This is a genomic window from Pseudomonas sp. MPR-R2A5, assembly GCF_058793055.1.
This window is the reverse complement of sequence record NZ_JBXAFK010000025.1, coordinates 20442-46187: the sequence shown is the minus strand read 5'-3', so window position 1 is coordinate 46187 and position 25746 is coordinate 20442. Positions and strand designations below refer to the sequence as shown.

Below are 25746 nucleotides of genomic sequence, written 5' to 3'. Positions count from 1 at the left end.
GGCGCCAGCCCTAGCGGCAGGTCGCCGAAGCGGCTTCATAAAATTGGCCATCATTCGTTTGCTCCGCGAGGTCGAGTTTCAGTACGCAAGAAGTCGCATTCGACGAGGATACTTTCAGGGTTTTCAACGCATCGGCATTACTCAGGAAAATCATGCCGTCACCCACTACGGTGGTCAGGAAAGTATTGTCAGCTCCCAGGACCGCAGCGCCCTGGGGCAAAGGGTTACCCCCCGAGTCGGTGGCACGCAGCAGCACTCGTCGCACCTTCACCACATCGAAGTTGACCTGACTGAACGAACCTCGCCCTGCCTCCAGGGTCCTGGTGCCATTCTTGATATCCACTTGTTTCGGCAAGCTTTTGCCTTCGACTTCCAACTGGCTGGTTTGATAGGCCGGCAAGGCGGCAATGACCGCATTGCCCCATGGGTCGGTCCATACGGGGCCTTGCGGCGTGGTAATCCGTGCGCCAGGGATATCGCCGACCGAGACCACGCCAAACGTGTCCTCGACAGGGTAAGGCGATAGCGTGACGCCTTCCGAGTGAGCAACCACACCGCCTTGCACCTGTCCGCTGTAGCTGGTGTTGTAAGAATCGCGGTTGATTCCCAGGCCCACCTGGGCATAGCGGGATGTCGTATTGAGCGTTGCGCCCAGTGTGTTTCCAGCAGGCTCACCCAGCTCATGATCACTGCGGACCTGGTAGTTCAGCGTTTCATCGACGCGCTCGTCATAGGCGGTACCGATGCTGGATCGCAGGCCCTGGCGGCGGGCATACGTACTCAGGGAACGATCGCCACCCAAGGGCACGCTGACCTGCAAGCGCACACCTACGCCGTCGTCGTTTCGGCCCTTGTCCTTTGCCTGGCTGGATTGGCCTACTTGCGAGTCCACCGTCACGCCCACGTTGGCGTACAAGAAGTTCTTGTTCCATGAGCCATAGACGTGCTCGGAAGTGCGGCTGTTGAAATGCGATCCACGCGTATAGCCGATAGAGAAGCCACCGAATAGCGGGTCCGCCCAGCTGAAACCCGCGGTGTACTGGTTCTTGAAGCGCGAGCCTTCATGCCCTTCACGGGATACGGCATCGAGTACGTCCCGGTAACCCTGCGTCTGGGTCGTGGCGCTCAACGCCATCTGCACATCCCAGGGCAATGCAGCGCCTACGGAAATACTGCTTCGGGCGCCCTGTACTTTTTTCGAATGGTCTCGAGACAGGTTATTACGCACCCCGACGGAAAAGCGCTGGGAGAAATTACTGTCCAGCGCCCATCCCAACGAGTTATAGCCTTCAGTGGCCTGCACACCTGCGCTGAGCGCGCTGTTCCTGCCCACCGCCCAAGTGCCACTCCCCATGGCCATCAAGGGCTCCCTGGCGCCTCGCCGCTCGACATCGCGAATCTTGCCCACCGACGCGGCGTAGCCCGACTTGACGGGCACTGCCGCACGAAACGAGGCGGCGGGTACCACAAAGCTGCGCTGGCCACCGCGAGTGTCGATGACGGTGACGTTAAGATCGCTGGTGCCATTGAGCAAGGGCAGGTTCTTCAAGGCGAAAGGCCCCTCTGGCACCACTGTTGTGTAGATCAGGGCACCGGACTGCCTCACCTCGACCCGTGATTGGCTAAGAGCCTGCCCTTCCACCAGGACGCCTGCGTTGGCCGCACGGTTTTCTATACCGTCAGGGAACAGCTGTGCCCCCATCAGTTGCACGCCACCAAACACAGGACTGGTTCCAGAAACCTGTCCGACTTGGAATGTAGAAGCCAGCGGCGCAAAGTCGCGCTGTGCATAGGCGTACAGATGCTCGGACGTGGTGTTACGGTCGTTGGCGATGTAGAGCTGGCGACTGCGGGCAATCCAGTCGCCCAGGTTGAAACCCACCTCGGTGGAGGCGGACATATAACGGTTGGTGTCTGCTCGCGAGTGACTATTGACTGCCTGAATGTCGTAATTGAGCAGTGCGGCGGTGCCCCCCCGAGCGTAGCTGCCGGAACCTCGCTGACCATCGTGCAGCGCGTCCGTGGGCACCACTAACGCCACTTCTTCACTTCCAGGACGCAGGGTCGTGACCGTCTTGGGGTACTCGGCCCGAAAATCATGGCAGGCGTGATCAGCGTCGGCCCCCTTGTCAATCACCGAGGAAGGCACACGCAGGCCTGCGCGCTCCAGCAAGGCACGGGTAAAACACAATTCGCCCTCGCTATCGAAGCGTGCATCCGTCAAGCCAATACGTTCACCATTCACGGTCAGGTCTACGACCCTCAGGCCCTCGCTAAAACGCGGGGCGCTACGGAAATACTGGGCAACCGAAGGGCTGATGCCACGCGCCTGCAACGTCGCCAGATCAAAACCCGCGATGGTCGATGTCGGTGCCGCATAAGACCCCGTCGCCACCCCCGACATCATCACTACACACACCGACAGGCTCAGGCCATTGACGCTGAACAGCGGCTGGGGTGTTTGTTTTTCACGTGAACGACTACGAACCGTGCCGGTGACTCCGTTGATATCACTCATGGCGGATTACGGTGCGTTCGCTACGAGCAACGCTTCGTAGCTATCGACGGAAAAACCATACACGGTGGCAGGCTCGAGGGTGACGGAGGTCGCCCCTGGTGCCGCTGTCTTCAACTCCACGCTCAATACTTCGCCCGGCAGGATGTAGGTACGGGGAAGGCTGGTGCTGATTTTCTGTGGATTGAGCCGTACTTCAGCCGCCAAACGAACCACATAGGGGCTGTCGTTACGCACACTCAAGGTTTTGTTCCGGAGTTGCCATGCCAGCAACTCCCAGGGTGCCTCGTGCCGCGGCAGTCCCTTCGGATGCAGGATCAGCGGCAGATTCTGTCGAAGGCTGATACCGATGGTTGCACCCGAACCGGGTTGAGCCTGGGGAATGCCTTCGAAGGAAACGCGCTTCAACCGCTGGGTCTTGAGCGGTTCCTTGGCGGTTATCAGGAACCTCACCATTTGCCGCTCACCACCATCGACCCGTGCAACCGGCGGGGTCAACACCACCAGGGGCTCAAGATCTTCTGGAATATCCTCGATGGTCGAATGCAGCAACGCGGGTCGGGCATCCGTATTTGTCACATTGATGCTGGCCTCCCCATCGGCCTCATTCAAAACGACGACAGTGGTTTCAGGTTGCATGCCATCGCCCACCGCCACGCTGCATAAAAGAAAGTTGAAGCATACAAACAACGAAAGGAGAGCCTTTGCCTTTGACACTATTATCATTTGTTCTTCCCTTCATTTAACGAGCATCAAAACGATTGGTGCAACTTCCAGCACGCCACGCAAGAGCACTGATTTGCCCTGACCACACCCACTACCCCTTAGAGATAGCGCAACTCCAAAGTCGCGAGACCGTCCAACCTGGCCACATCCTTAAAATTCAATTCGGAGGTTTTATTGATGACGGCTTGAAACTGTAGATATCCAGAAATAACAGTAAGCCGCACAGGCGCCATTGTTCCTGAATACCAGCTGGTTAAATGTCCCCCCTGCCCCAGCGCACCCTCACCCCCCACCCAGCGTCCTTGACCGTCCCCATAAAGAGGCAAAACAGGCCTTCCGTCAGCGGTGGAATTAAGCAATTGCATTATGTAACCACCAATCTTTTGATTCGCCGCGGTCAACCCAAGCCCGAAATTGAAGCGATCAGTAACCGGATGATCGAACTGACGTCTCATCATGTCCGGAATTTTACTGGCGGCGCGATTATCTACAGCGGTCACAGCCAACTGGGTTCCAGAAGAGCACTTAATGTTATAAGGCGTACTTTTCGCTTCCAGCGTGGTGTAGTTTGTAGCGCTTAATAGTTGAGGGTCAATGGTGCCATAATCGATGACCGCATTGACCAATGTGAAGCTGCAACTTGCAGGCACAATAAAGCCCTTTACACGCACATCAATAGCCTGGGCATTAAAACCTGCGACAACCAGAAATATGCCCGTCATCACTGCAACTATTTTTTTCATACAATTTACCGCTCATAAGACTGTCTGTTGCAGGTTTTGTAGTCCTGCCCCAATCACGCCTCTCTGACAGGTAATGAAATCCAATACTGTTAAAGGGAACGTTCACGAGACAGGAACCTGTAGCAGGTGGGCACACGTCTTAGAGGTAGCGCAGCTCCAGTGTGGCCTGACCATCCAGGCTTACCCGGCTACTCAAGTCGAGCTCGGACGTTTTATTGATGACGGCCTGGACTTCCAGGTTTCCGGAAAGGGTATTGAGTTGAATAGGGGTAGCGGTGCCCGAGTACCACGAGGCAACATTGGAAACGAGCCCCAAGGCTTGGCCACCCGCCGACCAACTTGCACCATTATTGGTGGAGGTCAGAACGCCGACCGCTTTACCATCCGCTACCGAATTGCGCAGGTGAACAACATAGCCGCCAACCTTCTGATTTTTGGAATTAACGCCCAGGCCGTAGTTGTAAGTATCCGTGTAGCTACTACCGAACTGAGACACCATCAAGTTAGGGATGCGGGTACTGGCACGGTTATCGACTGCCTTGATGCCCACTTTGGCCTTGGCGTGAGATCCGCACCTTATTGCATACGGCGTGCTTTTCTTTGCGAGCTTGGTGTAATTTGTTGCACTCAGTGTATTCGGATCAATACTGCCATAATCAATAACCGAGTTAGTAATAGTAAAGCTGCAGCTGGGAGGAGCAATGGATCCTTTTACGCGTAGATCTGCCGCTTGAGCTGTCAAGCCAGCAACAGCCAAAAATACACCTGCGAATATTGCTATATTCTTCTTCATCTAAAGCGCACCTTAATCAAGAATTAGAGGGTGTATCAATAAAGATCAAAAAGCTCCTCATGCGCGCCCGGCGACGACGCCTACCAATATCTTCTTCCTGAAACGCTGACCGATAGATCAATAACACCACGGCACAATCGCCGGTCGGAAGTATCAACGCTTCACATCGGCGATAAAGCCGGAAAAAATATCAATTTCCGTAAGAACCATCAGCCGCGTAACGCGAAACCTTCAACCAGAGCCGTACGAATAAAAGCGCCACCAATAAGGTACAAAGATAAATCAAGTAGGACTTAGCCAATAAATCAGTAAATTCACGGGTAGCGGAACATGTCTTACAGCGGCTATCCGCCTTGCAATACAATATTTATGAACATTTCTTACATCCTTTACTCAATTGCCCTACCGAGCACGCAGCAAAAATCCCCTGGCACTACGCGTTGGCTCCAGCGGTCGATCGTGGCACGATGGTCAGGTTATCGACCGAGACCCCCAAACCATGCCGCAATCCCAAGCCAAGAATCTGTCCCTGATCGCCGCCATCGACCTGGGCTCCAACAGTTTTCACATGGTCGTGGCCAAGGCCCAGAACGGCGAGATCCGCATCCTTGAGCGGCTCGGCGAGAAAGTACAACTGGCAGCCGGGATCGACGATGAGCGCCAGCTCAATGAAGAATCCATGCAACGCGGCCTCGACTGCCTCAAGCGTTTTGCCCAACTGATCAACGGCATGCCCCAGGGCGCCGTGCGCATCGTCGGCACCAACGCTTTGCGCGAAGCACGCAACCGTGGCGAATTCATCCGCCGCGCCGAGGAGATCCTCGGGCACCCTGTAGAAGTCATCTCCGGCCGTGAGGAAGCCCGCCTGATCTACCTCGGCGTGTCCCACACCCTGGCCGATACCCCTGGCAAGCGCCTGGTGGCCGACATCGGCGGCGGCAGTACCGAATTCATCATCGGCCAGCGCTTCGAACCGTTGCTGCGCGAAAGCCTGCAGATGGGCTGCGTCAGTTATACCCAGCGTTATTTCAAGGACGGCAAGATTACCCCGGCGCGCTATGCCCAGGCCTACACGGCGGCACGCCTGGAAATCATGAGCATCGAGCACGCCCTGCACCGCTTGACCTGGGATGAGGCTATCGGCTCTTCAGGCACCATTCGCGCCATCGGCCTGGCCTTGAAGGCCGGTGGCCATGGTACCGGCGAGGTCAATGCCGAGGGCCTGGCCTGGCTCAAGCGCAAGCTGTTCAAGCTGGGGGATGCCGAGAAAATCGACTTCGATGGCATCAAGCCGGACCGTCGCACCATCTTCCCCGCCGGCCTGGCGATCCTCGAAGCGATCTTCGACGCCCTCGAACTGCAACGCATGGACCACTGTGACGGCGCTCTGCGCGAAGGCGTGCTGTACGACCTGCTGGGCCGTCATCACCATGAGGACGTGCGTGAGCGCACCCTCAGTTCGTTGATGGAGCGTTATCACGTCGACCTTGAACAAGCGGCACGCGTGGAGCGCAAGGCCCTGCATGCCTTCGACCAGGTGGCCGAGGACTGGGATCTGGAAGACGGTGTATGGCGCGAGCTGCTCGGCTGGGCGGCCAAGGTGCATGAGGTGGGCCTGGACATTGCCCACTACCATTACCATAAGCACGGCGCCTACTTGATCGAGCACTCCGACCTGGCCGGCTTCTCCCGGGAAGACCAGCAGATGCTTGCGCTGCTGGTGCGCGGCCATCGCCGCAATATCCCCAAGGACAAATTCGCCGAGTTCGGCGATGAAGGCATCAAGCTGATTCGCCTGTGTGTGCTGCTGCGTTTTGCAATCCTGTTCCACCACATCCGTGGCACCCAGGAAATGCCCCAGGTGACCCTGCGCGCCAACGGCGACAGCCTGGACGTGGTGTTCCCGAAAGGCTGGCTGGACGAAAACCAGCTGACCCAGGCGGACTTCGCCCAGGAAGCGGAATGGCTGACACGGGTGGGTTTCAGCCTGAACCTGCGCTGAGCCGATCCAAGACACACCGCAAACCAAATCTGGGAGGGGCACACCGCCCCTCCCAGATTGGCTCGCGTAAGACACCTCGCTCTTCCCCCCGTCACCACTCGTACAGACCTGTCAAATATGACAGTTGCGCACGCCTGCCGATCAGTTTTTACTCACGCTCACCCCCTCGCGTAACAGGCAGTAACGCCAAGGGCCAACAGACCGTCTCGTTCCAGGGAAGGGCACACTATGAAATTATCAGCGATCACGCTTACAGGCCTAGGCCTCTGGACTGCTGGCCTGAGCATTGCTCATGCAGCCACATGGACACCTTTCTCCGCAACCGTAGGTGCACAATGCGCGCCGGTCGACATCAACGATAGTGGCACGACCGTGGGCAACTGCAAGCCGGCCAGCGCCACCGCCAACAACATCCCATGGGTGGCCGACGGCTCCGCACACGGCCCCCAAACGGCACTGCCCCCTCTGGCGAGCGGGCAACCCTGCAGCGTTTGGGTAGTGTCCAACAATGGGAAAGTGGCGGGCAATTGCAGGGACGCCAGCAATTCCCACTTTGCAGTGGTGTGGGACGCCGCGTCTCCCGGAACGGCGCCCACCAAGCTGGATTCGCTACCCGCTACATTGTTAATCCCCCTGCTACGCCCCAAAGATGTCGCTACCGAAAGCGTTGCGATCAATGACCAAGGCGACGTGGCGGGTTCAAGCTTCGATGCCGATAGCCGGGGAACCGTAGTGTTTTATGCCTCCGGCAGCGGGACACCTGAACGCGTGTCCGGCTGGGGGGACAATTGCACCGTCGCAGATATCAACCGGCCCACCACCGGCACCCCGCAAATCGCGCTCAATTGCCCGAACAATGCAGGTAATACCACCCCGCGAGTCGCGGAAAAAACCGGACTATCCTACAACCTGACTGACTTGGCCCTGCCCACTGGGGCTAGTTACTGTACGGTCAGCAGCGCCACTAACACTGCAAGGTTTGTGGGGACATGCATTTATCCAAACTCGTCAGTAAACGTGGCGAAAAGTGCCTTCTGGAGCAGCAAGAATGCCATGCCCCTGGTACTGAACTTGTCCTCGGGCTCAAAAAACATGGCCATCGATATCAACGAGGAAGGCCTGGTGCTGGTGTCCCAGAACACCGCAGATGGGCGATACCAGTACATGACCTGGGTACCCTCCGTGCTCCCTATCCCGGTCATCACGATCATCCCTCTTCCGAGTGGAAGCGTATGGGGCGAAGCCGGTGCGATTTCCAGCAGTACTGTCGTTGGGTTGAACATCCTTACCAGCGACCAATACTCACAGGGTTGCACCTGGACACCGACGGCAGGAACGGTATGCCTGCCGTCGATTGGCGGCGGCAAAAACAACCAGGTGACGGTCATTTCCAAAAATGGAACGTACATAGCCGGAGTGGTCATGGACAGCACACAAACCGTTGTTGCTGTAACGACGCGGCTCCCCTGAAAAGCAGGTTTGCGGGACATCAATAGCCATCGCGGCGCTGCATGCACTGAAAGAAGGAGTTGCACTTATGAAATGCAGAATGGTTGTCAGCGGCCTCCTGTGTCTATGGGCCGTCAGTCAAATCACAATGCCGCCATCTGCTGAAGCCGGGCGTTGGTTCTTCGGTAGATACTATGCAAAAGGAGGCTATGTAGGAGGAGGATGGTATATCCCTCTATTCCCTCCAGGGAATAGTGACTCGAACATAGCAGGAGACTCGAACCCAGGGCCTGGCACTTCGGTCACTGAGCACACCGCACCTAACCCTGCCGTCTGTAAGGGTGGATACCGATGGGGGCGAGTAACCCCTGACGACTTCATCACAAAAATCTATTGCTAAGTCCTTAACCAAAGCATCGAGGGCGACTGACAGCTAGCCAACAACATCGAAAAAACCGCGGGGCCTTTCGCCCCCGTCTTCCATCTTCGCTGTTTGAGGGCATTCCCTAAGCCCGAGTACCGCCTCAGTTCACCGACAGAATCGGGCTACCCAACCTCTCCAACAACGTCGCCTGCGCGCTGCGTGGGTTCTGGTTGCCAGTTGGCGTATTACGCACATAGCGCCCGTCCGACTGCAGTTACGGGACATCAATAGCCATCGCGGCGCTGCATGCACCGAAAGAAGGAGTTGCACTTATGAAATGCAGAATGGTTGTCAGCGGCCTCCTGTGTCTATGGGCCGTCAGTCAAATCACAATGCCGCCATCTGCTGAAGCCGGGAGTTGGCACGGCGGTGGACTCAATACGGGAGGAGAATTGAATTCCCGTCAATGGGGTAGTGTTTGGAGAAGCGACCTGAGCGTGCCCCTTTGGACATTGAGCCCAACGCAAATAACCCTGCGGCCTGTAAGGGCGGGCGACTGACAGCTCGCCAACAACATCGAAAAAAAAGCGGGGGCTTTCGCCCCCGTCTTCTATCTTCACTGTTTGAGGGCATTCCCTAAGCCCGAATACCGCCTCAGTTCACCGACAGAATCGGGCTACCCAACCTCTCCAGCAATGTCGCCTGCGCGCTGCGCGGGTTCTGGTTGCCGGTTGGCGTATTGCGCACATAGCGCCCGTCCGACTGCAGGCTCCAGCTGTGGGTGTTGTCGGTCAGATAGCTTTCCAACTCTTTCTTGACCCGCATAATCAACTTCTTGCCTTCCACCGGGAAGCAGGTCTCCACGCGCTTGTCGAGGTTGCGCTCCATCCAGTCGGCGCTGGAGAGGAACATCTGCTCTTCGCCGCCGTTGAGGAAGTAGAACACCCGCGTGTGCTCCAGGAAGCGGCCGATGATCGAGCGCACATGGATATTGTGCGAGACGCCGGCAATGCCTGGGCGCAGGCAGCACATGCCACGCACCACCAGGTCGATGCGCACGCCGGACTGGCTGGCCTTGTACAGCGCGCGGATGATCTTCGGATCGGTCAGCGAGTTGAACTTGGCGATGATATGCGCCGGCTTGCCTTCGAGGGCGAACTGGGTCTCGCGGGCAATCATGTCGAGCATGCCCTTCTTCAGGGTGAACGGCGCGTGCAGCAGCTTCTTCATGCGCAAAGTCTTGCCCATGCCGATCAACTGGCTGAACAACTTGCCGACGTCCTCACACAGGGCGTCATCGGAGGTCAGCAAGCTGTAGTCGGTGTAGAGTTTGGCGTTGCCGGCATGGTAGTTACCGGTACCCAGGTGCGCGTAACGCACGATCTCGCCGGCTTCGCGGCGCAGGATCAGCATCATCTTGGCGTGGGTCTTGAAGCCCACCACGCCGTAGATCACCACCGCACCGGCCGCTTGCAGGCGGCTGGCCAGTTGCAGGTTGGACTCTTCGTCGAACCGCGCACGCAGCTCGATCACTGCCGTGACCTCCTTGCCGTTACGCGCCGCATCGACCAGCGCATCGACGATTTCCGAGTTGGCGCCGCTGCGGTACAGGGTCTGGCGTACGGCCAATACATGCGGGTCCTTGGCGGCCTGGCGCAGCAGGTCGACCACCGGGGTGAAGGACTCGAACGGGTGCAGCAGCAGGATGTCCTGCTTGCTCACGACGCTGAAGATGTTCTCGCTGTTTTGCAGCAGTTTCGGGATCTGCGGCGTGAACGGCGTGTATTGCAGCTCTGGATGGCTGTCCAGGCCAGTGATGCTGAACAGGCGCGTCAGGTTGACCGGGCCGTTGACCTGGTACAGCTCGCTCTCGCCCAGGTTGAACTGTTTGAGCAAGTAGTCCGAGAGGTGCTTCGGACAGGTGTCGGCCACTTCCAGGCGCACCGCATCGCCGTAGCGCCGCGAGAACAACTCACCGCGCAGGGCACGGGCCAAGTCTTCGACGTCTTCGGAATCCAGAGCCAGGTCGGCGTTGCGGGTCAGGCGGAACTGGTAGCAGCCCTTGACCTTCATGCCCTGGAACAGGTCATCGGCGTGGGCGTGGATCATCGACGACAGGAACACATAGTTATCGCCAGCGCCCCCTACCTCTTCCGGTACCTTGATGATCCGTGGCAACAGGCGCGGTGCCGGGATGATCGCCAGGCCGGAATCGCGACCGAACGCGTCGATACCTTCAAGCTCAACGATGAAGTTCAGGCTCTTGTTCACCAGCAACGGGAACGGGTGCGTCGGGTCGAGGCCGATGGGCGTGATGATCGGTGCGATTTCGTCACGGAAGTAGCGGCGCACCCAGGTCTTGATCTTGGTGGTCCAGTGACGACGACGGATAAAGCGGACCTGATGTTTTTCCAGTTCCGGCAGCAGGATGTCGTTGAGGATCGCGTACTGGCGATCGACATGCCCGTGCACCAGCTCACTGATGCGCGCCAGCGCCTGGTGTGGCTGCAGGCCGTCGGCACCGGCTTGTTCACGGGCGAAGGTGATCTGCTTCTTGAGGCCGGCGACGCGGATTTCGAAGAACTCGTCCAGGTTGCTGGAGAAGATCAGCAGGAATTTCAGCCGTTCCAACAATGGGTAGGACTCATCCAGCGCCTGCTCCAGCACGCGGATGTTGAATTGCAGTTGTGACAGCTCACGGTGGATGTACAGGCTGCTGTCATCCAGGTTGGTCACCACCGCCACCGGTGCCGGCGCGGGCACGGGCGCTTCGGCGACCGCAACGGGCGGGGCCGGCTCCAGCTCCGGCGGGGTCTCGGCGATTTGTTCAACCACCGGGTGAGCGTCTTTTACGGCAACTTCGGAGAGTCCTTCGGTATTCATCGAGTGTTCCTGTGAGGGCTATTGTTGCTCTCTAAGCAATTGGGCAGCGCGGGCAGCGAAGTAGGTCAGGATGCCATCAGCACCCGCACGTTTAAAGGCAGTCAGGGATTCGAGGATCACCCCTTCGCTCAACCAACCATTCTGGATCGCGGCCATGTGCATGGCGTATTCACCGCTGACCTGATAGACAAAGGTCGGCACCTTGAATTCCTCTTTGACCCGGTAAAGGATGTCCAGGTAGGGCATCCCGGGCTTGACCATCACCATGTCGGCCCCTTCGGCCAGGTCGGCCGCCACTTCGTGCAGGGCCTCATGGCTGTTGGCCGGGTCCATCTGGTACGAGGCTTTGTTCGCCTTGCCCAGGTTCAGTGCCGAGCCCACCGCATCGCGGAACGGGCCATAGTAGGCACTGGCATATTTGGCCGAGTAGGCCATGATCCGTACATTGACGTGGCCGGCCAGTTCCAGGGCTTCGCGAATCGCCTGGATGCGACCGTCCATCATGTCCGACGGGGCGACCACCTGGGCACCGGCGGCGGCGTGGGACAAGGCCTGCTTGACCAGCGCGTCAACGGTGATGTCGTTCTGAACATAGCCGTCTTCATCGAGGATGCCATCCTGCCCGTGGGTGGTGAACGGGTCCAGGGCCACGTCGGTGATCACCCCCAGCTCCGGGAACCGTTTGCGCAAGGCGCGGGTGGCGCGCTGGGCAATACCGTCCGGGTTCCAGGCTTCGGCAGCGTCGAGGGACTTGAGTTCAGAGGGGGTCACCGGGAACAGCGCCAACGCCGGAATACCCAGCGCCACCCAGTTCGCGGCTTCTTCGAGCAGCAGATCAATGGTCAAGCGCTCTACCCCAGGCATCGATGCCACCGCTTCCCGACGATTCTCACCGTCGAGCACGAACACCGGCAGGATCAGATCGTTCGTCGTCAGCACGTTTTCACGAACCAGGCGGCGAGAGAAATCATCACGGCGATTGCGACGCAGACGAGTGGCAGGGAACAGGCGATTGGCAGGGGTAAAGCTCACGACAGACTCCTGAGCCCGTGTTTACGGGCGAGCGTTGCAGTTATAAGCGGCCATTATGACGAAGGAATGACAGTTGTGCTTATCGATGCGACCTGTAGTCGCATTCGTCGTTTCTGTAGGAAATGTTCACTTCGTGACACATCTCGATACTTTCATGAATGATCACGAAGGCGTAGGCTGCGCGTTCATTTCGCCAGCACCCAGACCATGCTTCAACAATTTCTGCATGACTTCGGCTACTTTGCCCTGTTCCTAGGCACGTTCTTCGAAGGTGAGACCATCCTGGTACTCGCAGGCTTCCTGGCGTTCCGTGGATACATGGATATCAACCTGGTGGTCGTCGTTGCCTTTTTTGGCAGCTACGCCGGCGACCAGCTGTGGTACTTCCTGGGGCGCAAGCACGGCCGCAAACTGTTGGCGCGCAAGCCGCGCTGGCAATTGATGGGCGACAAGGCCCTGGAACATATCCGCAAGCACCCGGACATCTGGGTGCTGAGCTTCCGGTTCGTCTACGGCTTGCGTACGGTGATGCCGGTGGCGATTGGCTTGTCAGGCTACCCGCCGGCCCGCTACCTGATCCTCAATGGGATAGGCGCAGCCGTCTGGGCCGCCGCGCTCGGGGCCGCAGCCTATCACTTCGGCGCGGTGCTGGAAGGCATGCTGGGTAGCGTCAAGAAGTACGAGCTGTGGGTGCTGGGCGCATTATTGCTGTTGGGCCTCGGCCTGTGGCTGCGCCGCCGCTTCAAGAACGCACGCATCACCCGCCAGGCGTGCGCCGACGCCAAGGCCCGACTGGCCGAACAGCAACAGGCCGAGCCCGCTAAAGTCGATGCGCCTAAGACGCCAATCGAGTAAGCCGGCCTCTGCAGCAGTAGAGGCCGATCACACTGAGCAAGCTGTAACTGAGCAGCCCCAGCCAGCCCAGGTAGCTGGCCGGCCATAGCCCCAGCAGCGGCGCCAGCCACACCAAGGGCACGTTCAGCGCCAGGCGCACCAGCTCCGCCTTCAACGCCCATGGGCGATTCTCCAGGGCCACGCCCAACGTAAACAGGCCCAGCGCCATTGCACTCCAGCCCAGGATCAGCGCAGCCGTGGGCAAACCTTCGCCGAAATTCATCAAGTAGCTGCCAAACCCCACATACGCCGCAAATTGCAGGGCGATATAGACCTGCTGGCGCGCGTCCAGCGGCACGTCGAATTTACGAAACTGGCTCAGGTCTGGCTTGGCCAACGGGTATTTGGCCTTCACGTCCGCCGGGCGCCAGCCGGTACGCATGAACCAGATGCGCAGCTTGTCCCACCAGCGTTCGGTGCGTCGCGCATCACTCCACAACTGCGCATAGAACTGCAGGTTGGCCCACAGCGGATTCCAACTGGCCAAAGGCGTGGTCACGCCGAAAATCACCGGCTCGTTGTCGTCTTCTTCCTGGAAGGTGCCGAACAGCCGGTCCCAAATAATGAACACCCCGCCGTAGTTGCGATCCATGTAGAGAGCGTTCTGTGCATGGTGGGCCCGATGATTGGATGGCGTGACGAAGAACCACTCGAACCAGCCAAGCTTGGGCACATGGCGGGTGTGAACCCAGAATTGGTACAACAGGTTGAGCGAAGCCACGCTGATAAACACCACCAGCGGCACGCCAAGCACGGCCAGGGGCAGGTAGAAGATCCAGCTCAGCAGAAAGCCGGTGCTGGTCTGGCGCAGGGCGGTGCTGAGGTTGTAGTCCTCGCTCTGGTGATGCACCGAATGGGCGGCCCACAGGATATTGCGTTCATGCCCCATGCGGTGCAGCCAGTAGTAGCAGAAGTCGTAGAACACAAAAGCGAACACCCAGGTCCAGGCACTCTGGGCAGGCAACTCGATAAGTGCCAGGTGCTTGAGGGCGAACGCATAGGTCAGCAGCCCCACGCCCTTGGTCAACAAGCCCGTGGTGGTAGACAGCACGCCGGTGCTGAGGCTGTTGATGGCATCCGCCACCCGGTAGTTACGCTGGCTGCGCCAACGATCGGCCAGCAACTCAACCACGATCAAGGCGATGAAAAACGGTACCGCGTAAGGCACGAAGTCCATGGGCTAGTCCGGTCTATTTTTGTTACATCAAGATTAGGTGCTGCGGCGAGAGTTCCCATTGGCAACAGATGACAAATTAGTAGACATTTAACGCCAAGACCCCAGGAGAAATGCCCATGAGCAAAAAGATTGCAGTGATCCTTTCCGGCTGCGGCGTGTATGACGGCGCAGAGATTCACGAAAGCGTGATCACCTTGCTGCGCCTGGACCAGCGCGGTGCTCAGGTCCAATGTTTTGCCCCGGATATTGCGCAACTGCATGTGATCAATCACCTGACGGGCGAAGAGATGCCTGAATCGCGCAATGTGCTGGTGGAGTCGGCACGCATTGCCCGGGGCAACGTGAAGGACATCCGTGACGCCAACGCCGAAGACTTCGACGCGTTGATCGTGCCTGGCGGGTTTGGCGCGGCGAAAAACCTGTCGAACTTCGCCGTCGAAGGTGCCGGTTGCAGTATCAACCCGCAGGTATTGGCACTCGCCGAAGCCTTTGCCGAAGCGGGCAAGCCGATAGGTTTGATCTGCATCTCGCCGGCCCTGGCGGCGAAGATCTATGGCCCGGGCGTCACCTGCACCATCGGCAACGATGCCGACACCGCGGCCGCCATGGACAAGATGGGCGCCACCCACCAGGAATGCGGGGTTGAAGACATTGTCGAGGACAAGGCGCGCAAGCTGGTGAGCACCCCGGCCTACATGCTCGGCAAGAACATCAGCGAGGTCGCGTCAGGCATCAACAAGCTGGTGGACCGAGTGCTGGAGCTGACGCACGAAAACGATTAGTCGCGATGAATAGGCTTCTGTGGCAAGCCCCCTTGCCACAACAAGCTCACTCTCGACAGCAAGCTCTCTCCCCAGCAAGCGCCTTCTCCACAACGCTCAATCTCCACAGGATCAGGTCTGGCGCATCAACCGCGTCAGTATCCTGTCGAGTGCGTTGGCAAACGCCTGCTTGTCCTTTTCCCCATGGGGCGGCGGGCCGCCGCCCATCTGGCCCTGCTCGCGCAGATCGGTGAACAGGTTGCGTACCGCCAACCGTTCACTCATGTTTTGCGGGCTGAATTCCTTGCCCCGTGGATCAAGGGCTGTAACCCCCTTCTTCACCAGGCGATCAGCCAGGGGGACATCGCTACAGATCACCAATTCGCCGGGCACTGCGTGCTCCACCAGGTAATCATCCGCCGCGTCCGGGCCGCTGGGTACCACGATCAGCTTCACGCAGGCAAAGCTCGGCTTGATCTGGCTCTGCCCCGCCACCAGCACCACCTCGAACTGACGCTTGAGGGCAAATTTCACCACCTGATCCTTGGCGGCCCGAGGGCAGGCATCGGCATCGATCCACACGCGCATGGTCAGGCCGCCAATCGGCGCTTGTCAGCCACACGGCTGCGGCTGTACAGCACCACAATTGCCAGGATCGCCACCACCTGTGCACTCAGCGAGTAGGCATCGGCGTGGATACCCAGCCAATCGAAGTCAAAGAACGCCACTGGCCGCGTGCCGAAAATGCCCGCTTCCTGCAACGCCTTCACGCCATGCCCGGCAAACACCACCGACAGCGCGCACAACAAGGCGGCATTGATACCGAAGAACAGCGCCAATGGCAGCTTCGCCGAACCGCGCAGGATCACCCACGCCAGGCCCACCAGCAGCACCAGCGCCGTGGCACCACCCGCCAGCACAGCGTTGTGCCCGGCCGGGCCGGCTTGCAGCCACAGGGTTTCGTAGAACAGGATCACCTCGAACAGTTCGCGGTACACCGAGAAGAACGCCAGCACCGCAAAGCCAAACCGCCCACCGCCGCCCACCAGGCTGCTCTTGATGTAGTCCTGCCAGGCTGCCGCGTGGCGCCGGTCGTGCATCCACACGCCAAGCCACAGCACCATGACGCTGGCGAACAGCGCCGTGCAGCCTTCGAGCAATTCGCGCTGTGCGCCGCTGACGTCAATCACATACGCCGCCAACGCCCAGGTCGCGAGGCCGGCCAACAACGCCAGGCCCCAGCCAATATTGACGCTGCGCACCGCCGATTGCTGGCCGGTATTGCGCAGGAAGGCGAGGATCGCCGCCAGCACCAGAATCGCTTCCAACCCTTCGCGCAACAGGATCAACAGCCCGGAAATAAAGCTCAGCGACCAACTCAAACCGTCGCCGCCCAGTAAACCGGCAGACTCGGTGAGCTTGCCCTTGGCCATGTCCAGACGCTGCTGCACCTGTTCGATCGGCAAGCCATCCTGCAACGACTGCCGATAGGCCATCAGGGCTTTTTCGGTGTCCTTGCGTACAGTGGCGTTGACGTTATCCAGGGAGCTTTCCACCAGCTCGAAGCCTTCCAGGTACGCCGCGACCGACAAGTCGTAGGCCTGTTCACGATCACCGTTGCGGAACGCGGCAAGGCTCTTGTCCAAGGTCGCGGCGGTGTAGTCGAGCAACTGCGCCGGGCCACGCTTGACCTGCGGCGGTTGCGCGCGCTGGGCCCGGAACGTCGCGGCAGCGGCCGGACCGGCACTGGCCAGCACTTCATTGGGTGTCTGACGGGCGAGGTCGGCAAGGTTGAAGGGGTGTTCGCTTTTGGCTGCGGCCGGATCGGCTGTAAAGCCTGCGATGTAAGTGGCCAGGTCCCAACGCTGGCGATCGTCCAGTTGGTCGGCGAAGGACGGCATGTCCGTGCCTTCGACGCCCAGGCCAAGGGTGTTGTAGATCGCATACAGGCTCAGGCGGTCCAGGCGTACAGCATTTCGCAGGTTCGCCGGAGGTGGCGTCATGCCCACACTCGCCGGGCCATCACCGGTACCCGCCGTGCCGTGGCAGACCGAACAATGCTGTGCATAGAGCGGTGCACCTCGCGTTGGGTCAGGGGTGATTGCCGGGGCCTGGCTGACTTCATACGCCACCGCGAGCTTGGCGCCCAACTGACGGGCCTGGCGGGCCACGGTCGCGCCATCCTGACGAGCCGTCACGGCCGCCTGTAATTCATCCACACCCTTTACCAGCTCGGCGTGCTCGGGTTTCGACGGCAAGTCCGCGACCAGGCCCTGCAAAACCCCAAGAAACTCCACCTGCTCACGGTATTCCGACTCATCAACGACTTTGCCCGCCGCCACTGTCGGGGGGTAGTCCGCGCCAATGTAATCCAGCAAATGCAGGGCTTTTTGCGCGCCTTCAGGACTCGCGGCCAACAGGTTGAAGCTGCACGACATCAACGCCGGCAACACCAGCCAGGCGAGAACACGGAAGGGGGCAGTCATGAATGAATCTCAAGGGGAAATACGAAGTAACACATTGTTGAGGTTTATGCGCTTTGACTCAAGGCGTATGTGATTCGCAGAGCAGAAGAAGAACCGAGCCTTTTGAAAAGCCATGATGGCTTTTTGTCGATTAGATCACAGCAAAAAGCCATTGTTTTGCCATTAATGACGCCTATAATGCCGCGCCCTGTTATCGCGAAAGGGAATTTTGCTCCTCGTTTTTATGAGGAATTAGTAGGACGCGCCGTGCATCCTGCGATTGGTGATTCGAGCCGACCAGCACCTCGGCTGATTACGTTCAGGGAAGAAGCTTGTCATGGCATTTCGCGCCTTAACCCCGCTAGCGCTCGCGGCGGTCACCGTGTTGTCCGGTTGCTCGATGTTTCGTAGCTACGATTCCGAGCTGCAAGCCACCAATCAGCAGTTGGCCACGGGCAATGTCGACGCCGCCCTGACCCTGCTGGAAAAGAACAACACCGGCGAAGACAAGGACCTGCTCTATTTCTTTGAAAAAGGGGAATTGCTGCGGGCCAGGGGCGACCTGACTGGCAGCCAGACCGCCTGGCGCAGCGCCGACCTGCAAGTCTACAAATGGGAAGAGTCGGTCAAGTTCGACAGCGAAAAGTACCTTTCCCAATTCGGCAGTTTCCTGGTCAACGACAAAGTGCGTCGCTATGAAGGCTATGACTACGAAAAAGTCATGCTGACCACCCAGATGGCCCTGAACCTGCTGGCCCTGAATGACTTCGACGGCGCGCGCACCGAGATCAAGAAGACCCACGAACGCGAAGCCGTGATCGCCGACCTGCGCGACAAGGAGTACCTCAAGCGCGAAGACGAAGCCGAGCGCCAGGGCGTGACCACCCAGATCAAGGACCTGCGCGGCTATCCGGTGCAAGCCCTGGACGCTCCCGAAGTGGTCGGCCTGAAGAACAGCTACCAGAGTGCGTTCAGCCATTACCTCGCCGGGTTCGTCTACGAAGCCCTGGGTGAAAAAGACCTGGCCGCACCGGGTTATCGCAAGGCGGCCGAGTTGCGCCCCAATACCCCGCTGCTGGAACAGGCCTTGCTGGACCTGGATAAATCCAAGGTCGGCGCCGATGAAACCGACGTGCTGATCGTGGTCCAAAGCGGCCTGGCACCGGCCCGCGATTCGATCCGCCTGCCCTTGCCGATACCGATCAACGGCAACCTGGTGATCACCCCACTGTCGTTCCCGGTGATCAAGGCAGACACCTCCACTCCGGCCTTCGCCCAAATCGGTGTCGACGGGCGGCAGCAGAACCTCACCGCGCTCAACAGCACCACCGCGATGTCCCGTCGCGCACTGCGTGACGACATGCCGGGGATCATCCTGCGCACCACCGTGCGCGCGATCAGCCGTGGCGTGGCGCAAAACAACCTGAACAAGACCAACCCCATGGCGGGCCTGGTGCTGGGTATTGCTTCGGCCGTGGCCGAAGGCGCCGACACCCGGACCTGGCGCACCTTGCCGGATATGACCCAAGTCACGCGCCTGCGCCTCAAGCATGGCGAGCACCAGGTCAGCCTGCCCAACGCCCTGGGCGGCACGCTGGTGACGATCAAGGCCGATCAGCGCTACCAGGTGATCACCCTGCGCGTAGTCGGCAACCAGGTGTTCGCCGGCGGCCTCGCGGCCCATGTGGTCCCGAGCACTCAACCCCAGGCTATCGCCACCCTCAAACAACCCTAAGGAGCGCGCTATGCGTCATTTCATCCTCGGCGCCTTGGCGCTGGTCCTGCTCGCCGGCTGCGCGACCCCGCCGCCCCCGGCACCCGGCAGTGCCGCCAGCAAGATCGTGGTGATGGGCAAGTTCAAGGGCATCGCCGTCGGTGCCATCCGCGTCGCCCGCGAGAACGGTTTTCTAACGGCCAAGGTGCAGTTGAGCAACATCACCAGCAGCAACCAGATGATGTATTACCGCTTCGCCTGGCTGGGCGCCGACGGTTTCCCGGTAGGCGATGAAGAGACCTGGAAGGTGCTGAATCTGTACGCCAACCAGGCCACGTTCCTGCCGGCCATCGCCAATTTGCCCCAGGCGGCGGACTTCCGTCTTGAAGTGAAGACGCCTTGAAGCCCTCCTCCCTCCGCTTACAGAGAGATATCCCCATGTTTGCACGCTTCTCGATGCTCGCCGTGGTCGCCGTCCTGGCCAGCGGCTGCGCCAATACTTCACCGGTATTGGGCGGCAAAAATATCAGCTACGGCGATACCAAGGCTGTGGAACTGGTGACCAACGAATTCGGTTCCACCGACCTGCAGATGATCGCCGAGAGCATGACCCGCTCCCTGGCCCAGTCCGGCATCCTCCAGGGGCGCCCGGTAGTGCAGGTGTATGACGTGAAGAACAAGACCAGCGAGTACATCGATACCCGCGAGATCACTACGTCGATCAAGACCCAGCTGATGAAGACCGGCACCGCGCGGTTCGCCAGCGACAACACCGATATGCAAAGCCAGGTCGACCAACTCAAGCTGCAGAACCAGAGCGGCCTGTACAAGAAATCCACCGTGAGCAAGACCGGCAATATGGTCGCCGCCAAGTACCGCCTGGAAGGCTCGATCAGCTCCATCGTCAAGCGCAGCTCGGACTACAAGGACGTGTTCTACAAGTTCAGCCTGCAACTGATCGACGTCGAGAGCGGCCTGGCCGAATGGATGGACGAAAAAGAAATCCGCAAGACCACGGAGCGCTAAGCAATGCGTGCATGGATCGGCATGATCGGCCTGCTGTGCGCCTTTGGCGCCTCGGCCGCGCCGAAGATCGCGGTGACCGACCTGGCCTATGAGGCGCAGGTCGAGGAGTACATTCACCAGGTCTCGGCCAGCAACAACTTCCAGGCCGGCGCTTACCACGCCAGTGGCGCGTCGAACTACAGCGAGTACGAAAGCCGCACCCGCTACATCGAACAGACCGAGCTGCGTAAATTCAGCGGTGACATCAAGGGCGAGATCCTCAAGTCGCGCCAGTTCCAGCTGGTGCAGGGCACGCCTTACACGGCCGACGCCAAGGGTGACGTCTACGATGTGATCAAACGCATCAAGGCCGGCAACTTCAAGGGTGCGGACTACGTGCTGTTCGGCACGCTGTCAGACATCGACTTCACCCAGGACATCAACGCCCTGGACCACACCAACAGTTACTCGGCGGTGCTGGGGCTGACACTGGTGGCGGATTTCAGCCTGATCAACACCCGCACTTTCGAAATCACCTCGGCGTTCACCGCCATGGGTGAGGGCCAGGACACCAAGCTGGTGAACAGCCGTGATGTGCGCGTAAGCCTGAACCGGCCGCGTGTGGTGAAGGAGGTGTCGAAAGCGCTGGGTGAAGATGTGGCGCGACAGTTGGCGGAGCAACTGGGCGGAGGGTATCAAGACCCCGGTCAGCCGGTGTTGCGCAACAACCTGCCAAGGGATGAAGCGCCGAAGATCCTGCGCTGACGCCCTATTCACACACACCGCAAAACTAATGTGGGAGGGGCGGTGCGACGATTCGACTTGCCCCCTCCCACAGTTTTGATTCGGTTTCGTCAGTTATGCCGTGGCGCGGTGAAGGCTGGCGAGGAAGCCGGCAGCCCCTACGAACAACCCGGCAAACGTGCGGTTCATACGCTTCTGCTGCTTAGGCGTGCGCAACAACCGCAACACCTTCGACGCCAACCCCGTATACCCCGCCATCACGATCATATCGACGCTGATCATCGTCGCACCCAGGATCAGGTACTGGATCAACAGCGGCGCCTGCGGGTTCACGAATTGCGGCAGCACCGCGAGCATGAACACCAGCGCCTTGGGGTTGCTGGCGTTAACCAGAAAACCCCGGAACATCATCGCCATCGGCTTGCCGATCGGGCGCACCGCCGCGTCATCGGTCATGTCCATGGGCAGCGCACGCCATTGCTTGACGGCCAGGTACACCAGGTACGCCACGCCAAACCATTTGATCGCATAGAAGGCGGTGGAAGATGTCGCCAGAATGGCACCCAGGCCGCAAGCAACGACCGCAATCTGCATCGCCAGGCCCAGTTGCAGGCCAATGGCATTCCAGTAACCGCGCAGGAAACCGTATTGCAGGCCGCTGGACATTGAGGCGATGGCGCCAGCGCCAGGGGAAAGGGAGATGATCCAACTGGCCAGGAAAAAGGCCAGCCATGTGTCGAGTGCCATTACACACCTCAGGAAAGAGTCAGCGATTGTTGTGCCTTAAGCTAACTCCGACGACCAAGGAATGGCTATAGATTTCTTGCAGGAGCGAGCTTGCTCGCGAAAAGCCAAGAGGCGCCGCTGGGCGTCAGGCTCCCCGCGGTATCGTTCACGTTCTTCGCGAGCAAGCTCGCTCCTACAGAGGTGAGACGCTTGTATCGCGCCAACGTCGTACCGAACGCTGGAAGAACAAGCTGTTGGGCACCTGCACCACTGCGCTGCCGGTCCCTGCTTCCTCGACCTCGATCAGCGTGGTGTAGAGCAGGTTGATCGCCACCACCCGGCCTTTCACGCCGGGCTTGTCGACGGTGTCTACCAGCTCGACGATATCACCGAGACGAAACGGCCCGACCGTGAAAATCAGGATCGCGCACAGCAGGTTGGACAACACCGACCACATGGCAAAGAACGCCACCGCCGCCACCGCCACAAACCCCGACAGTGCCGTCCACAACACCGTGGCGGAAACGCCCAGGCGCTCCAACACAAAGATCAGCGCGCTGCCCATGATCAGCCAGCGCAAGCCGCCGCGCAGCGGCATCAGCAATTGTGGCGGGAACGGGTAACGCTCACCCAGGCGGGTCAGGCCTTTTGCGACAAAGCGCTGGGCAAGGTAGCCGGCCAGCAGGATCAGCAGGATTTGCACACCGATCCACACCGGCTCGACCCATTGCGCCGGGAACGGCAGCTGCAACGCATCCATCAGGACAGCGCCTCCAGCTCCGCTTGCAGGCTTTCGAGCAGTTCGAGGGCTTCCATCCAGCTTTCCTCCAGTTGCCCTTCACGGACCTTGAGCTTGGCCTGCTCGGCCAGCAGGTCGCGCAGTTCGTCCTTGCGGGCCGCTTCATACACGGCACTGTCGCCCAGGCTGGCTTCGATTTTGGCCAGGCGTTCATGGACCTTGCCCAGCTCGGCTTCCAGCTTGTCGGCCTCGCGTTTGTGCGGCGCCAACTGCTGGCGCAGCGCGGCAGCGGCCTGGCGCTGGGCTTTCTTGTCGGTCTTGTCCGGGTTGACCGGGGTGTTGCTGACCGGTGCGTTGCGCAGGCGGTAATCCGTCAGCCAGCGCGCATAGTCGTCCAGGTCGCCATCGAACTCTTCGACTTTGCCATCGGCCACCAGCAGGAAGTTGTCCGTGGTGCTCTTGAGCAAGTGGCGATCGTGAGACACCACCAGTACCGCACCGCTGAATTCCTGCAGGGCCATGGTCAACGCCAGGCGCATCTCCAGATCCAGGTGGTTGGTGGGTTCGTCGAGCAACAACAGGTTCGGTCGGTCCCAAGCGATCAACGCCAGGGCCAGGCGAGCCTTTTCGCCACCGGAGAAGTTCAACACGGGCTCATCGATCCGTGCGCCACGGAAGTCGAACCCGCCGAGGAAATCGCGCAAGGTCTGCTCGCGCTCGGTCGGTGCCAGGCGCTGCAGGTGCAGCAACGGGCTGGCCTTGGCATCGAGGGAGTCCAACTGATGCTGGGCGAAGTAGCCCACTACCAGGTTCTCGCCACGGGTCAGGCGGCCGGCCAGGGGCTGCAGCTCACCCGAGAGGTTCTTGATCAGCGTCGACTTGCCCGCGCCGTTAGGCCCGAGCAAACCGATGCGTGCGCCCGGCGTGAGCTGCAGCTTGACCTTCTCGAGGATGGTTTTGTCGCCATAGCCCAGGCGCGCATCCGAGAGGTCGAGCAGTGGGCTGGAGATTTTCACCGATTCGCGGAACACAAAATCAAAGGGCGAATCGACGTGGGCCGCCGACAGCTCTTCCATGCGCTCCAGTGCCTTGATCCGGCTCTGGGCCTGGCGGGCCTTGGTGGCCTGGGCCTTGAACCGGGCGATGTAGCTTTCCATGTGCGCACGCTGCGCCTGCTGCTTCTCGTAGGCTTGTTGCTGCTGGGCCAAGCGCTCGGCACGGGCGCGTTCGAACGCGGTGTAGCCACCCCGGTAAAGGGTGATTTTCTTCTGTTCGACGTGGGCGATGTTGTCGACCACGGCGTCGAGGAAATCCCGGTCGTGGGAAATCAGCAGCAAGGTGCCTTGGTAGTTCTTGAGGAAGTCCTCCAGCCACAGGATTGCATCGAGGTCCAAGTGGTTGGTCGGCTCATCGAGCAGCAACAGGTCCGAGGGGCACATCAGCGCCTGGGCCAGGTTCAGGCGCATGCGCCAGCCGCCGGAAAAGTCAGCGACCGGGCGGTCCATCTGCTCGTTGGTAAAGCCAAGGCCGGCCAGCATCTTGCGCGCGCGGGCGTCGGCGGTGTAACCGTCGGCGCTGTCGAGTTCCGAGTGCAGGCGCGCCTGGGCGGCACCGTCCTGGGCTTTCTCGGCCTCGGCCAGGTCGTGCTGAACCTGGCGCAGGCGCAGGTCGCCATCGAGCACGTAGTCGATCGCAATGCGGTCCAGGGTGTCGATCTCCTGGCGCATATGGGCGATGCGCCAGTCGGCCGGCAGCAGGCAGTCCCCGGAATCCGGGGTCAGCTCACCCAGCAACAGGGCGAACAACGTGGATTTGCCGGCGCCGTTGGCACCGATCAGGCCGGCTTTGTGACCGGCGTGCAGGGTCAGCTCGGCGTCTTCGAGAAGACGTTGCGGGCCACGCTGTAATGTTAGGCTTTGAAGTCGGATCATAATGGCGGCGGAGTCTACCAGCTTCGCAGGCCGCTGGCTTGGGTGTGAATATGTGTGCTGACCTGTGGAGCTTTGCCCTCTCGACTTACACCCGCCCGGGCGTGGAGGCCGCGTGCCTGCGCCTCCAGGAACAAGGAGCGGATGTGTGCCTGTTGCTCTGCGGGGCCTGGCTGGAACAACGAGGTGTAGGGTGTGTACCCGAGCGCGTGCAGGCACTGCAACAAATTGCCCGGCCTTGGCAGATGCAGGTCATCGAACCCTTGCGTCGGGTGCGGGTGCAATGGCGAGAGTTGGCACAGCAGGATGAATCATTGGCGGCATTGCGGGAACGGGTCAAGGCCCTGGAGCTGGATGCCGAGCGACAGTTGCTGGCACGCCTGGAGGCGTTGGTTCTGGGATGGCAGGCGGGTGATGGCGTGGGTCAACCGCATTGGTTGGAAAGACTGGCGACTGAGGATGCCGCCAACCTTGACCCCGACGCGCTGCAGCAGCTGCGCGTCGAAGTCACCGGCACTTAGGAAGCGCTGGTTGGGGTGGTGCTTGGCGCTACCGGTGCAGGGGTGCTGCTGGCCGATGCGGTTGGAGCGGTGGTCGCTGCCGGGCTAGCAGCAGGCGCTGCTGGAGCCGTTGGCTTGGCCGGTGCAGGCTTGGCAGCAGCGGGTTTCGCAGCAGCGGCTTTAACCACTGGCTTGGCGGCTGGTTTCGCGGCAGCGGCTTTAACGGCCGGCTTGGCGGCTGGTTTCGCAGCAGCGGCTTTAGCGACTGGCTTGGCAGCTGGTTTTGCCGCAGCGGCTTTAGCGACTGGCTTGGCGGCTGGTTTTGCAGCAGTGGCTTTAGCAGCTGGCTTAGCGGCTGGTTTTGCAGCAGCAGTTTTAGCAGCTGGCTTGGCGGCTGGTTTTGCAGCAACGGTTTTGGCAGCTGGCTTGGCGGCTGGTTTTGCAGCAGTGGCTTTAACAGCTGGCTTAGCGGCTGGTTTTGCAGCAGCGGTTTTAGCAGCTGGCTTGGCGGCTGGTTTTGCAGCAGCAGTTTTAGCAGCTGGCTTGGCGGCTGGTTTTGCAGCAACGGTTTTGGCAGCTGGCTTGG

The 25746-nt window shown here is 59.9% G+C and carries 22 protein-coding genes; 9 read left to right on the top strand and 13 right to left on the bottom strand.

Features of this window, described 5'->3' with window-relative positions:
• Positions 1-10: 10 nt before the first annotated feature.
• The 4 genes from AC1Q6I_RS18505 to AC1Q6I_RS18490 all read right to left on the bottom strand — a co-directional run bounded on the left by AC1Q6I_RS18505 (position 11) and on the right by AC1Q6I_RS18490 (position 4777).
• Entirely contained in the window at positions 11-2518 is a 2508-nt protein-coding gene (locus AC1Q6I_RS18505) for a fimbria/pilus outer membrane usher protein (protein ID WP_256581275.1), read from the bottom strand.
• Positions 2519-2524: 6 nt separating this feature from the next.
• The gene (locus AC1Q6I_RS18500) at positions 2525-3241 is read right to left on the bottom strand and encodes a fimbria/pilus chaperone family protein (protein WP_024078027.1); all 717 of its coding nucleotides are present in this window, start codon (positions 3239-3241) and stop codon (positions 2525-2527) included.
• Between the two features lie 98 nt (positions 3242-3339).
• Positions 3340-3984 (bottom strand): DUF1120 domain-containing protein, encoded by a 645-nt coding sequence (locus AC1Q6I_RS18495; protein ID WP_102668432.1) that lies wholly within the window; start codon positions 3982-3984, stop codon positions 3340-3342.
• Positions 3985-4123: 139 nt separating this feature from the next.
• Complete coding sequence (locus AC1Q6I_RS18490) at positions 4124-4777, bottom strand: DUF1120 domain-containing protein (protein ID WP_024078029.1); 654 nt, start codon at positions 4775-4777, stop codon at positions 4124-4126.
• A 499-nt stretch (positions 4778-5276) separates the two neighbouring features.
• On the opposite strand from AC1Q6I_RS18490, the gene ppx reads away from it, so the two are divergent.
• Both ppx and AC1Q6I_RS18480 read left to right on the top strand, forming a co-directional pair.
• Positions 5277-6779: an exopolyphosphatase gene (gene ppx, locus AC1Q6I_RS18485; protein ID WP_069077252.1), complete on the top strand. Its 1503-nt coding sequence runs from the start codon at positions 5277-5279 to the stop codon at positions 6777-6779.
• A 228-nt stretch (positions 6780-7007) separates the two neighbouring features.
• A complete protein-coding gene (locus AC1Q6I_RS18480) occupies positions 7008-8249 on the top strand; it encodes a hypothetical protein (RefSeq protein ID WP_024078031.1) in 1242 nt (413 codons plus the stop codon).
• A 997-nt stretch (positions 8250-9246) separates the two neighbouring features.
• On the opposite strand, the gene ppk1 is transcribed toward AC1Q6I_RS18480, so the two are convergent.
• A complete protein-coding gene (gene ppk1, locus AC1Q6I_RS18475; RefSeq protein WP_024078032.1) occupies positions 9247-11475 on the bottom strand; it encodes a polyphosphate kinase 1 in 2229 nt (742 codons plus the stop codon).
• An 18-nt stretch (positions 11476-11493) separates the two neighbouring features.
• A complete protein-coding gene (gene hemB, locus AC1Q6I_RS18470) occupies positions 11494-12507 on the bottom strand; it encodes a porphobilinogen synthase (RefSeq protein ID WP_069077254.1) in 1014 nt (337 codons plus the stop codon).
• Between the two features lie 207 nt (positions 12508-12714).
• Here hemB and AC1Q6I_RS18465 point away from each other — a divergent pair, with 207 nt between their 5' ends.
• Entirely contained in the window at positions 12715-13362 is a 648-nt protein-coding gene (locus tag AC1Q6I_RS18465) for a DedA family protein (RefSeq protein WP_024078034.1), read from the top strand.
• On the opposite strand, the gene AC1Q6I_RS18460 is transcribed toward AC1Q6I_RS18465, so the two are convergent.
• Positions 13343-14578 carry a sterol desaturase family protein gene (locus tag AC1Q6I_RS18460; protein ID WP_069077255.1) on the bottom strand — a complete coding sequence of 412 codons (1236 nt, stop codon included), beginning with the start codon at positions 14576-14578 and terminating at the stop codon, positions 13343-13345. The two genes, AC1Q6I_RS18465 and AC1Q6I_RS18460, sit on opposite strands and share 20 nt — an antisense overlap.
• Before the next feature lie 116 nt (positions 14579-14694).
• On the opposite strand from AC1Q6I_RS18460, the gene elbB reads away from it, so the two are divergent.
• Positions 14695-15360, top strand: coding sequence for an isoprenoid biosynthesis glyoxalase ElbB (elbB, locus tag AC1Q6I_RS18455; RefSeq protein WP_041161052.1), 666 nt, complete (start codon positions 14695-14697; stop codon positions 15358-15360).
• Positions 15361-15471: 111 nt separating this feature from the next.
• Here elbB and AC1Q6I_RS18450 read toward each other — a convergent pair whose 3' ends face one another.
• Positions 15472-15927 (bottom strand): YaiI/YqxD family protein, encoded by a 456-nt coding sequence (locus AC1Q6I_RS18450; protein ID WP_024078037.1) that lies wholly within the window; start codon positions 15925-15927, stop codon positions 15472-15474.
• Between the two features lie 2 nt (positions 15928-15929).
• The gene (locus tag AC1Q6I_RS18445) at positions 15930-17825 is read right to left on the bottom strand and encodes an FTR1 family protein (RefSeq protein ID WP_102624928.1); all 1896 of its coding nucleotides are present in this window, start codon (positions 17823-17825) and stop codon (positions 15930-15932) included.
• A 316-nt stretch (positions 17826-18141) separates the two neighbouring features.
• Here AC1Q6I_RS18445 and AC1Q6I_RS18440 point away from each other — a divergent pair, with 316 nt between their 5' ends.
• Genes AC1Q6I_RS18440 through AC1Q6I_RS18425 form a run of 4 tightly spaced genes read left to right on the top strand, consistent with a single transcriptional unit; the run spans position 18142 to position 21288 of the window.
• Positions 18142-19539, top strand: coding sequence for a COG3014 family protein (locus AC1Q6I_RS18440; RefSeq protein WP_069077257.1), 1398 nt, complete (start codon positions 18142-18144; stop codon positions 19537-19539).
• Between the two features lie 10 nt (positions 19540-19549).
• Positions 19550-19921 carry a YcfL family putative periplasmic lipoprotein gene (locus tag AC1Q6I_RS18435; protein ID WP_024078040.1) on the top strand — a complete coding sequence of 124 codons (372 nt, stop codon included), beginning with the start codon at positions 19550-19552 and terminating at the stop codon, positions 19919-19921.
• Positions 19922-19956: 35 nt separating this feature from the next.
• Complete coding sequence (gene lpoB, locus AC1Q6I_RS18430) at positions 19957-20544, top strand: penicillin-binding protein activator LpoB (protein ID WP_024078041.1); 588 nt, start codon at positions 19957-19959, stop codon at positions 20542-20544.
• A 3-nt stretch (positions 20545-20547) separates the two neighbouring features.
• Entirely contained in the window at positions 20548-21288 is a 741-nt protein-coding gene (locus AC1Q6I_RS18425; protein ID WP_102624927.1) for a penicillin-binding protein activator LpoB, read from the top strand.
• A gap of 93 nt (positions 21289-21381) precedes the next feature.
• Here the strand turns inward: AC1Q6I_RS18425 and AC1Q6I_RS18420 are convergent, their stop codons facing one another.
• The 3 genes from AC1Q6I_RS18420 to AC1Q6I_RS18410 all read right to left on the bottom strand — a co-directional run bounded on the left by AC1Q6I_RS18420 (position 21382) and on the right by AC1Q6I_RS18410 (position 24663).
• Entirely contained in the window at positions 21382-22014 is a 633-nt protein-coding gene (locus AC1Q6I_RS18420) for a LysE family transporter (protein ID WP_024078043.1), read from the bottom strand.
• A 172-nt stretch (positions 22015-22186) separates the two neighbouring features.
• Positions 22187-22753 (bottom strand): mechanosensitive ion channel family protein, encoded by a 567-nt coding sequence (locus AC1Q6I_RS18415; RefSeq protein WP_024078044.1) that lies wholly within the window; start codon positions 22751-22753, stop codon positions 22187-22189.
• Positions 22753-24663 carry an ATP-binding cassette domain-containing protein gene (locus AC1Q6I_RS18410; protein ID WP_024078045.1) on the bottom strand — a complete coding sequence of 637 codons (1911 nt, stop codon included), beginning with the start codon at positions 24661-24663 and terminating at the stop codon, positions 22753-22755. Before AC1Q6I_RS18410 ends, AC1Q6I_RS18415 begins: the two co-directional genes overlap by 1 nt.
• A 50-nt stretch (positions 24664-24713) precedes the next feature.
• Between AC1Q6I_RS18410 and AC1Q6I_RS18405 the strand changes: the two genes are divergently transcribed.
• Positions 24714-25181 carry a TIGR02444 family protein gene (locus AC1Q6I_RS18405; protein WP_102624926.1) on the top strand — a complete coding sequence of 156 codons (468 nt, stop codon included), beginning with the start codon at positions 24714-24716 and terminating at the stop codon, positions 25179-25181.
• Here the strand turns inward: AC1Q6I_RS18405 and AC1Q6I_RS18400 are convergent.
• The coding region (locus AC1Q6I_RS18400; protein ID WP_492618402.1) for a hypothetical protein at positions 25178-25746 on the bottom strand (569 nt) is incomplete at its 5' end. The two genes, AC1Q6I_RS18405 and AC1Q6I_RS18400, sit on opposite strands and share 4 nt — an antisense overlap.

Coding starts and splice junctions, on each gene's coding strand:
- AC1Q6I_RS18505 (WP_256581275.1), bottom strand. CDS start 2,518: ATGAGTGATATCAACGGAGTCACCGGCACGGTTCGTAGTCGTTCACGT.
- AC1Q6I_RS18500 (WP_024078027.1), bottom strand. CDS start 3,241: ATGATAATAGTGTCAAAGGCAAAGGCTCTCCTTTCGTTGTTTGTATGC.
- AC1Q6I_RS18495 (WP_102668432.1), bottom strand. CDS start 3,984: ATGAAAAAAATAGTTGCAGTGATGACGGGCATATTTCTGGTTGTCGCA.
- AC1Q6I_RS18490 (WP_024078029.1), bottom strand. CDS start 4,777: ATGAAGAAGAATATAGCAATATTCGCAGGTGTATTTTTGGCTGTTGCT.
- ppx (WP_069077252.1), top strand. CDS start 5,277: ATGCCGCAATCCCAAGCCAAGAATCTGTCCCTGATCGCCGCCATCGAC.
- AC1Q6I_RS18480 (WP_024078031.1), top strand. CDS start 7,008: ATGAAATTATCAGCGATCACGCTTACAGGCCTAGGCCTCTGGACTGCT.
- ppk1 (WP_024078032.1), bottom strand. CDS start 11,475: ATGAATACCGAAGGACTCTCCGAAGTTGCCGTAAAAGACGCTCACCCG.
- AC1Q6I_RS18465 (WP_024078034.1), top strand. CDS start 12,715: ATGCTTCAACAATTTCTGCATGACTTCGGCTACTTTGCCCTGTTCCTA.
- AC1Q6I_RS18460 (WP_069077255.1), bottom strand. CDS start 14,578: ATGGACTTCGTGCCTTACGCGGTACCGTTTTTCATCGCCTTGATCGTG.
- elbB (WP_041161052.1), top strand. CDS start 14,695: ATGAGCAAAAAGATTGCAGTGATCCTTTCCGGCTGCGGCGTGTATGAC.
- AC1Q6I_RS18450 (WP_024078037.1), bottom strand. CDS start 15,927: ATGCGCGTGTGGATCGATGCCGATGCCTGCCCTCGGGCCGCCAAGGAT.
- AC1Q6I_RS18445 (WP_102624928.1), bottom strand. CDS start 17,825: ATGACTGCCCCCTTCCGTGTTCTCGCCTGGCTGGTGTTGCCGGCGTTG.
- AC1Q6I_RS18440 (WP_069077257.1), top strand. CDS start 18,142: ATGGCATTTCGCGCCTTAACCCCGCTAGCGCTCGCGGCGGTCACCGTG.
- AC1Q6I_RS18435 (WP_024078040.1), top strand. CDS start 19,550: ATGCGTCATTTCATCCTCGGCGCCTTGGCGCTGGTCCTGCTCGCCGGC.
- lpoB (WP_024078041.1), top strand. CDS start 19,957: ATGTTTGCACGCTTCTCGATGCTCGCCGTGGTCGCCGTCCTGGCCAGC.
- AC1Q6I_RS18425 (WP_102624927.1), top strand. CDS start 20,548: ATGCGTGCATGGATCGGCATGATCGGCCTGCTGTGCGCCTTTGGCGCC.
- AC1Q6I_RS18420 (WP_024078043.1), bottom strand. CDS start 22,014: ATGGCACTCGACACATGGCTGGCCTTTTTCCTGGCCAGTTGGATCATC.
- AC1Q6I_RS18415 (WP_024078044.1), bottom strand. CDS start 22,753: ATGGATGCGTTGCAGCTGCCGTTCCCGGCGCAATGGGTCGAGCCGGTG.
- AC1Q6I_RS18410 (WP_024078045.1), bottom strand. CDS start 24,663: ATGATCCGACTTCAAAGCCTAACATTACAGCGTGGCCCGCAACGTCTT.
- AC1Q6I_RS18405 (WP_102624926.1), top strand. CDS start 24,714: ATGTGTGCTGACCTGTGGAGCTTTGCCCTCTCGACTTACACCCGCCCG.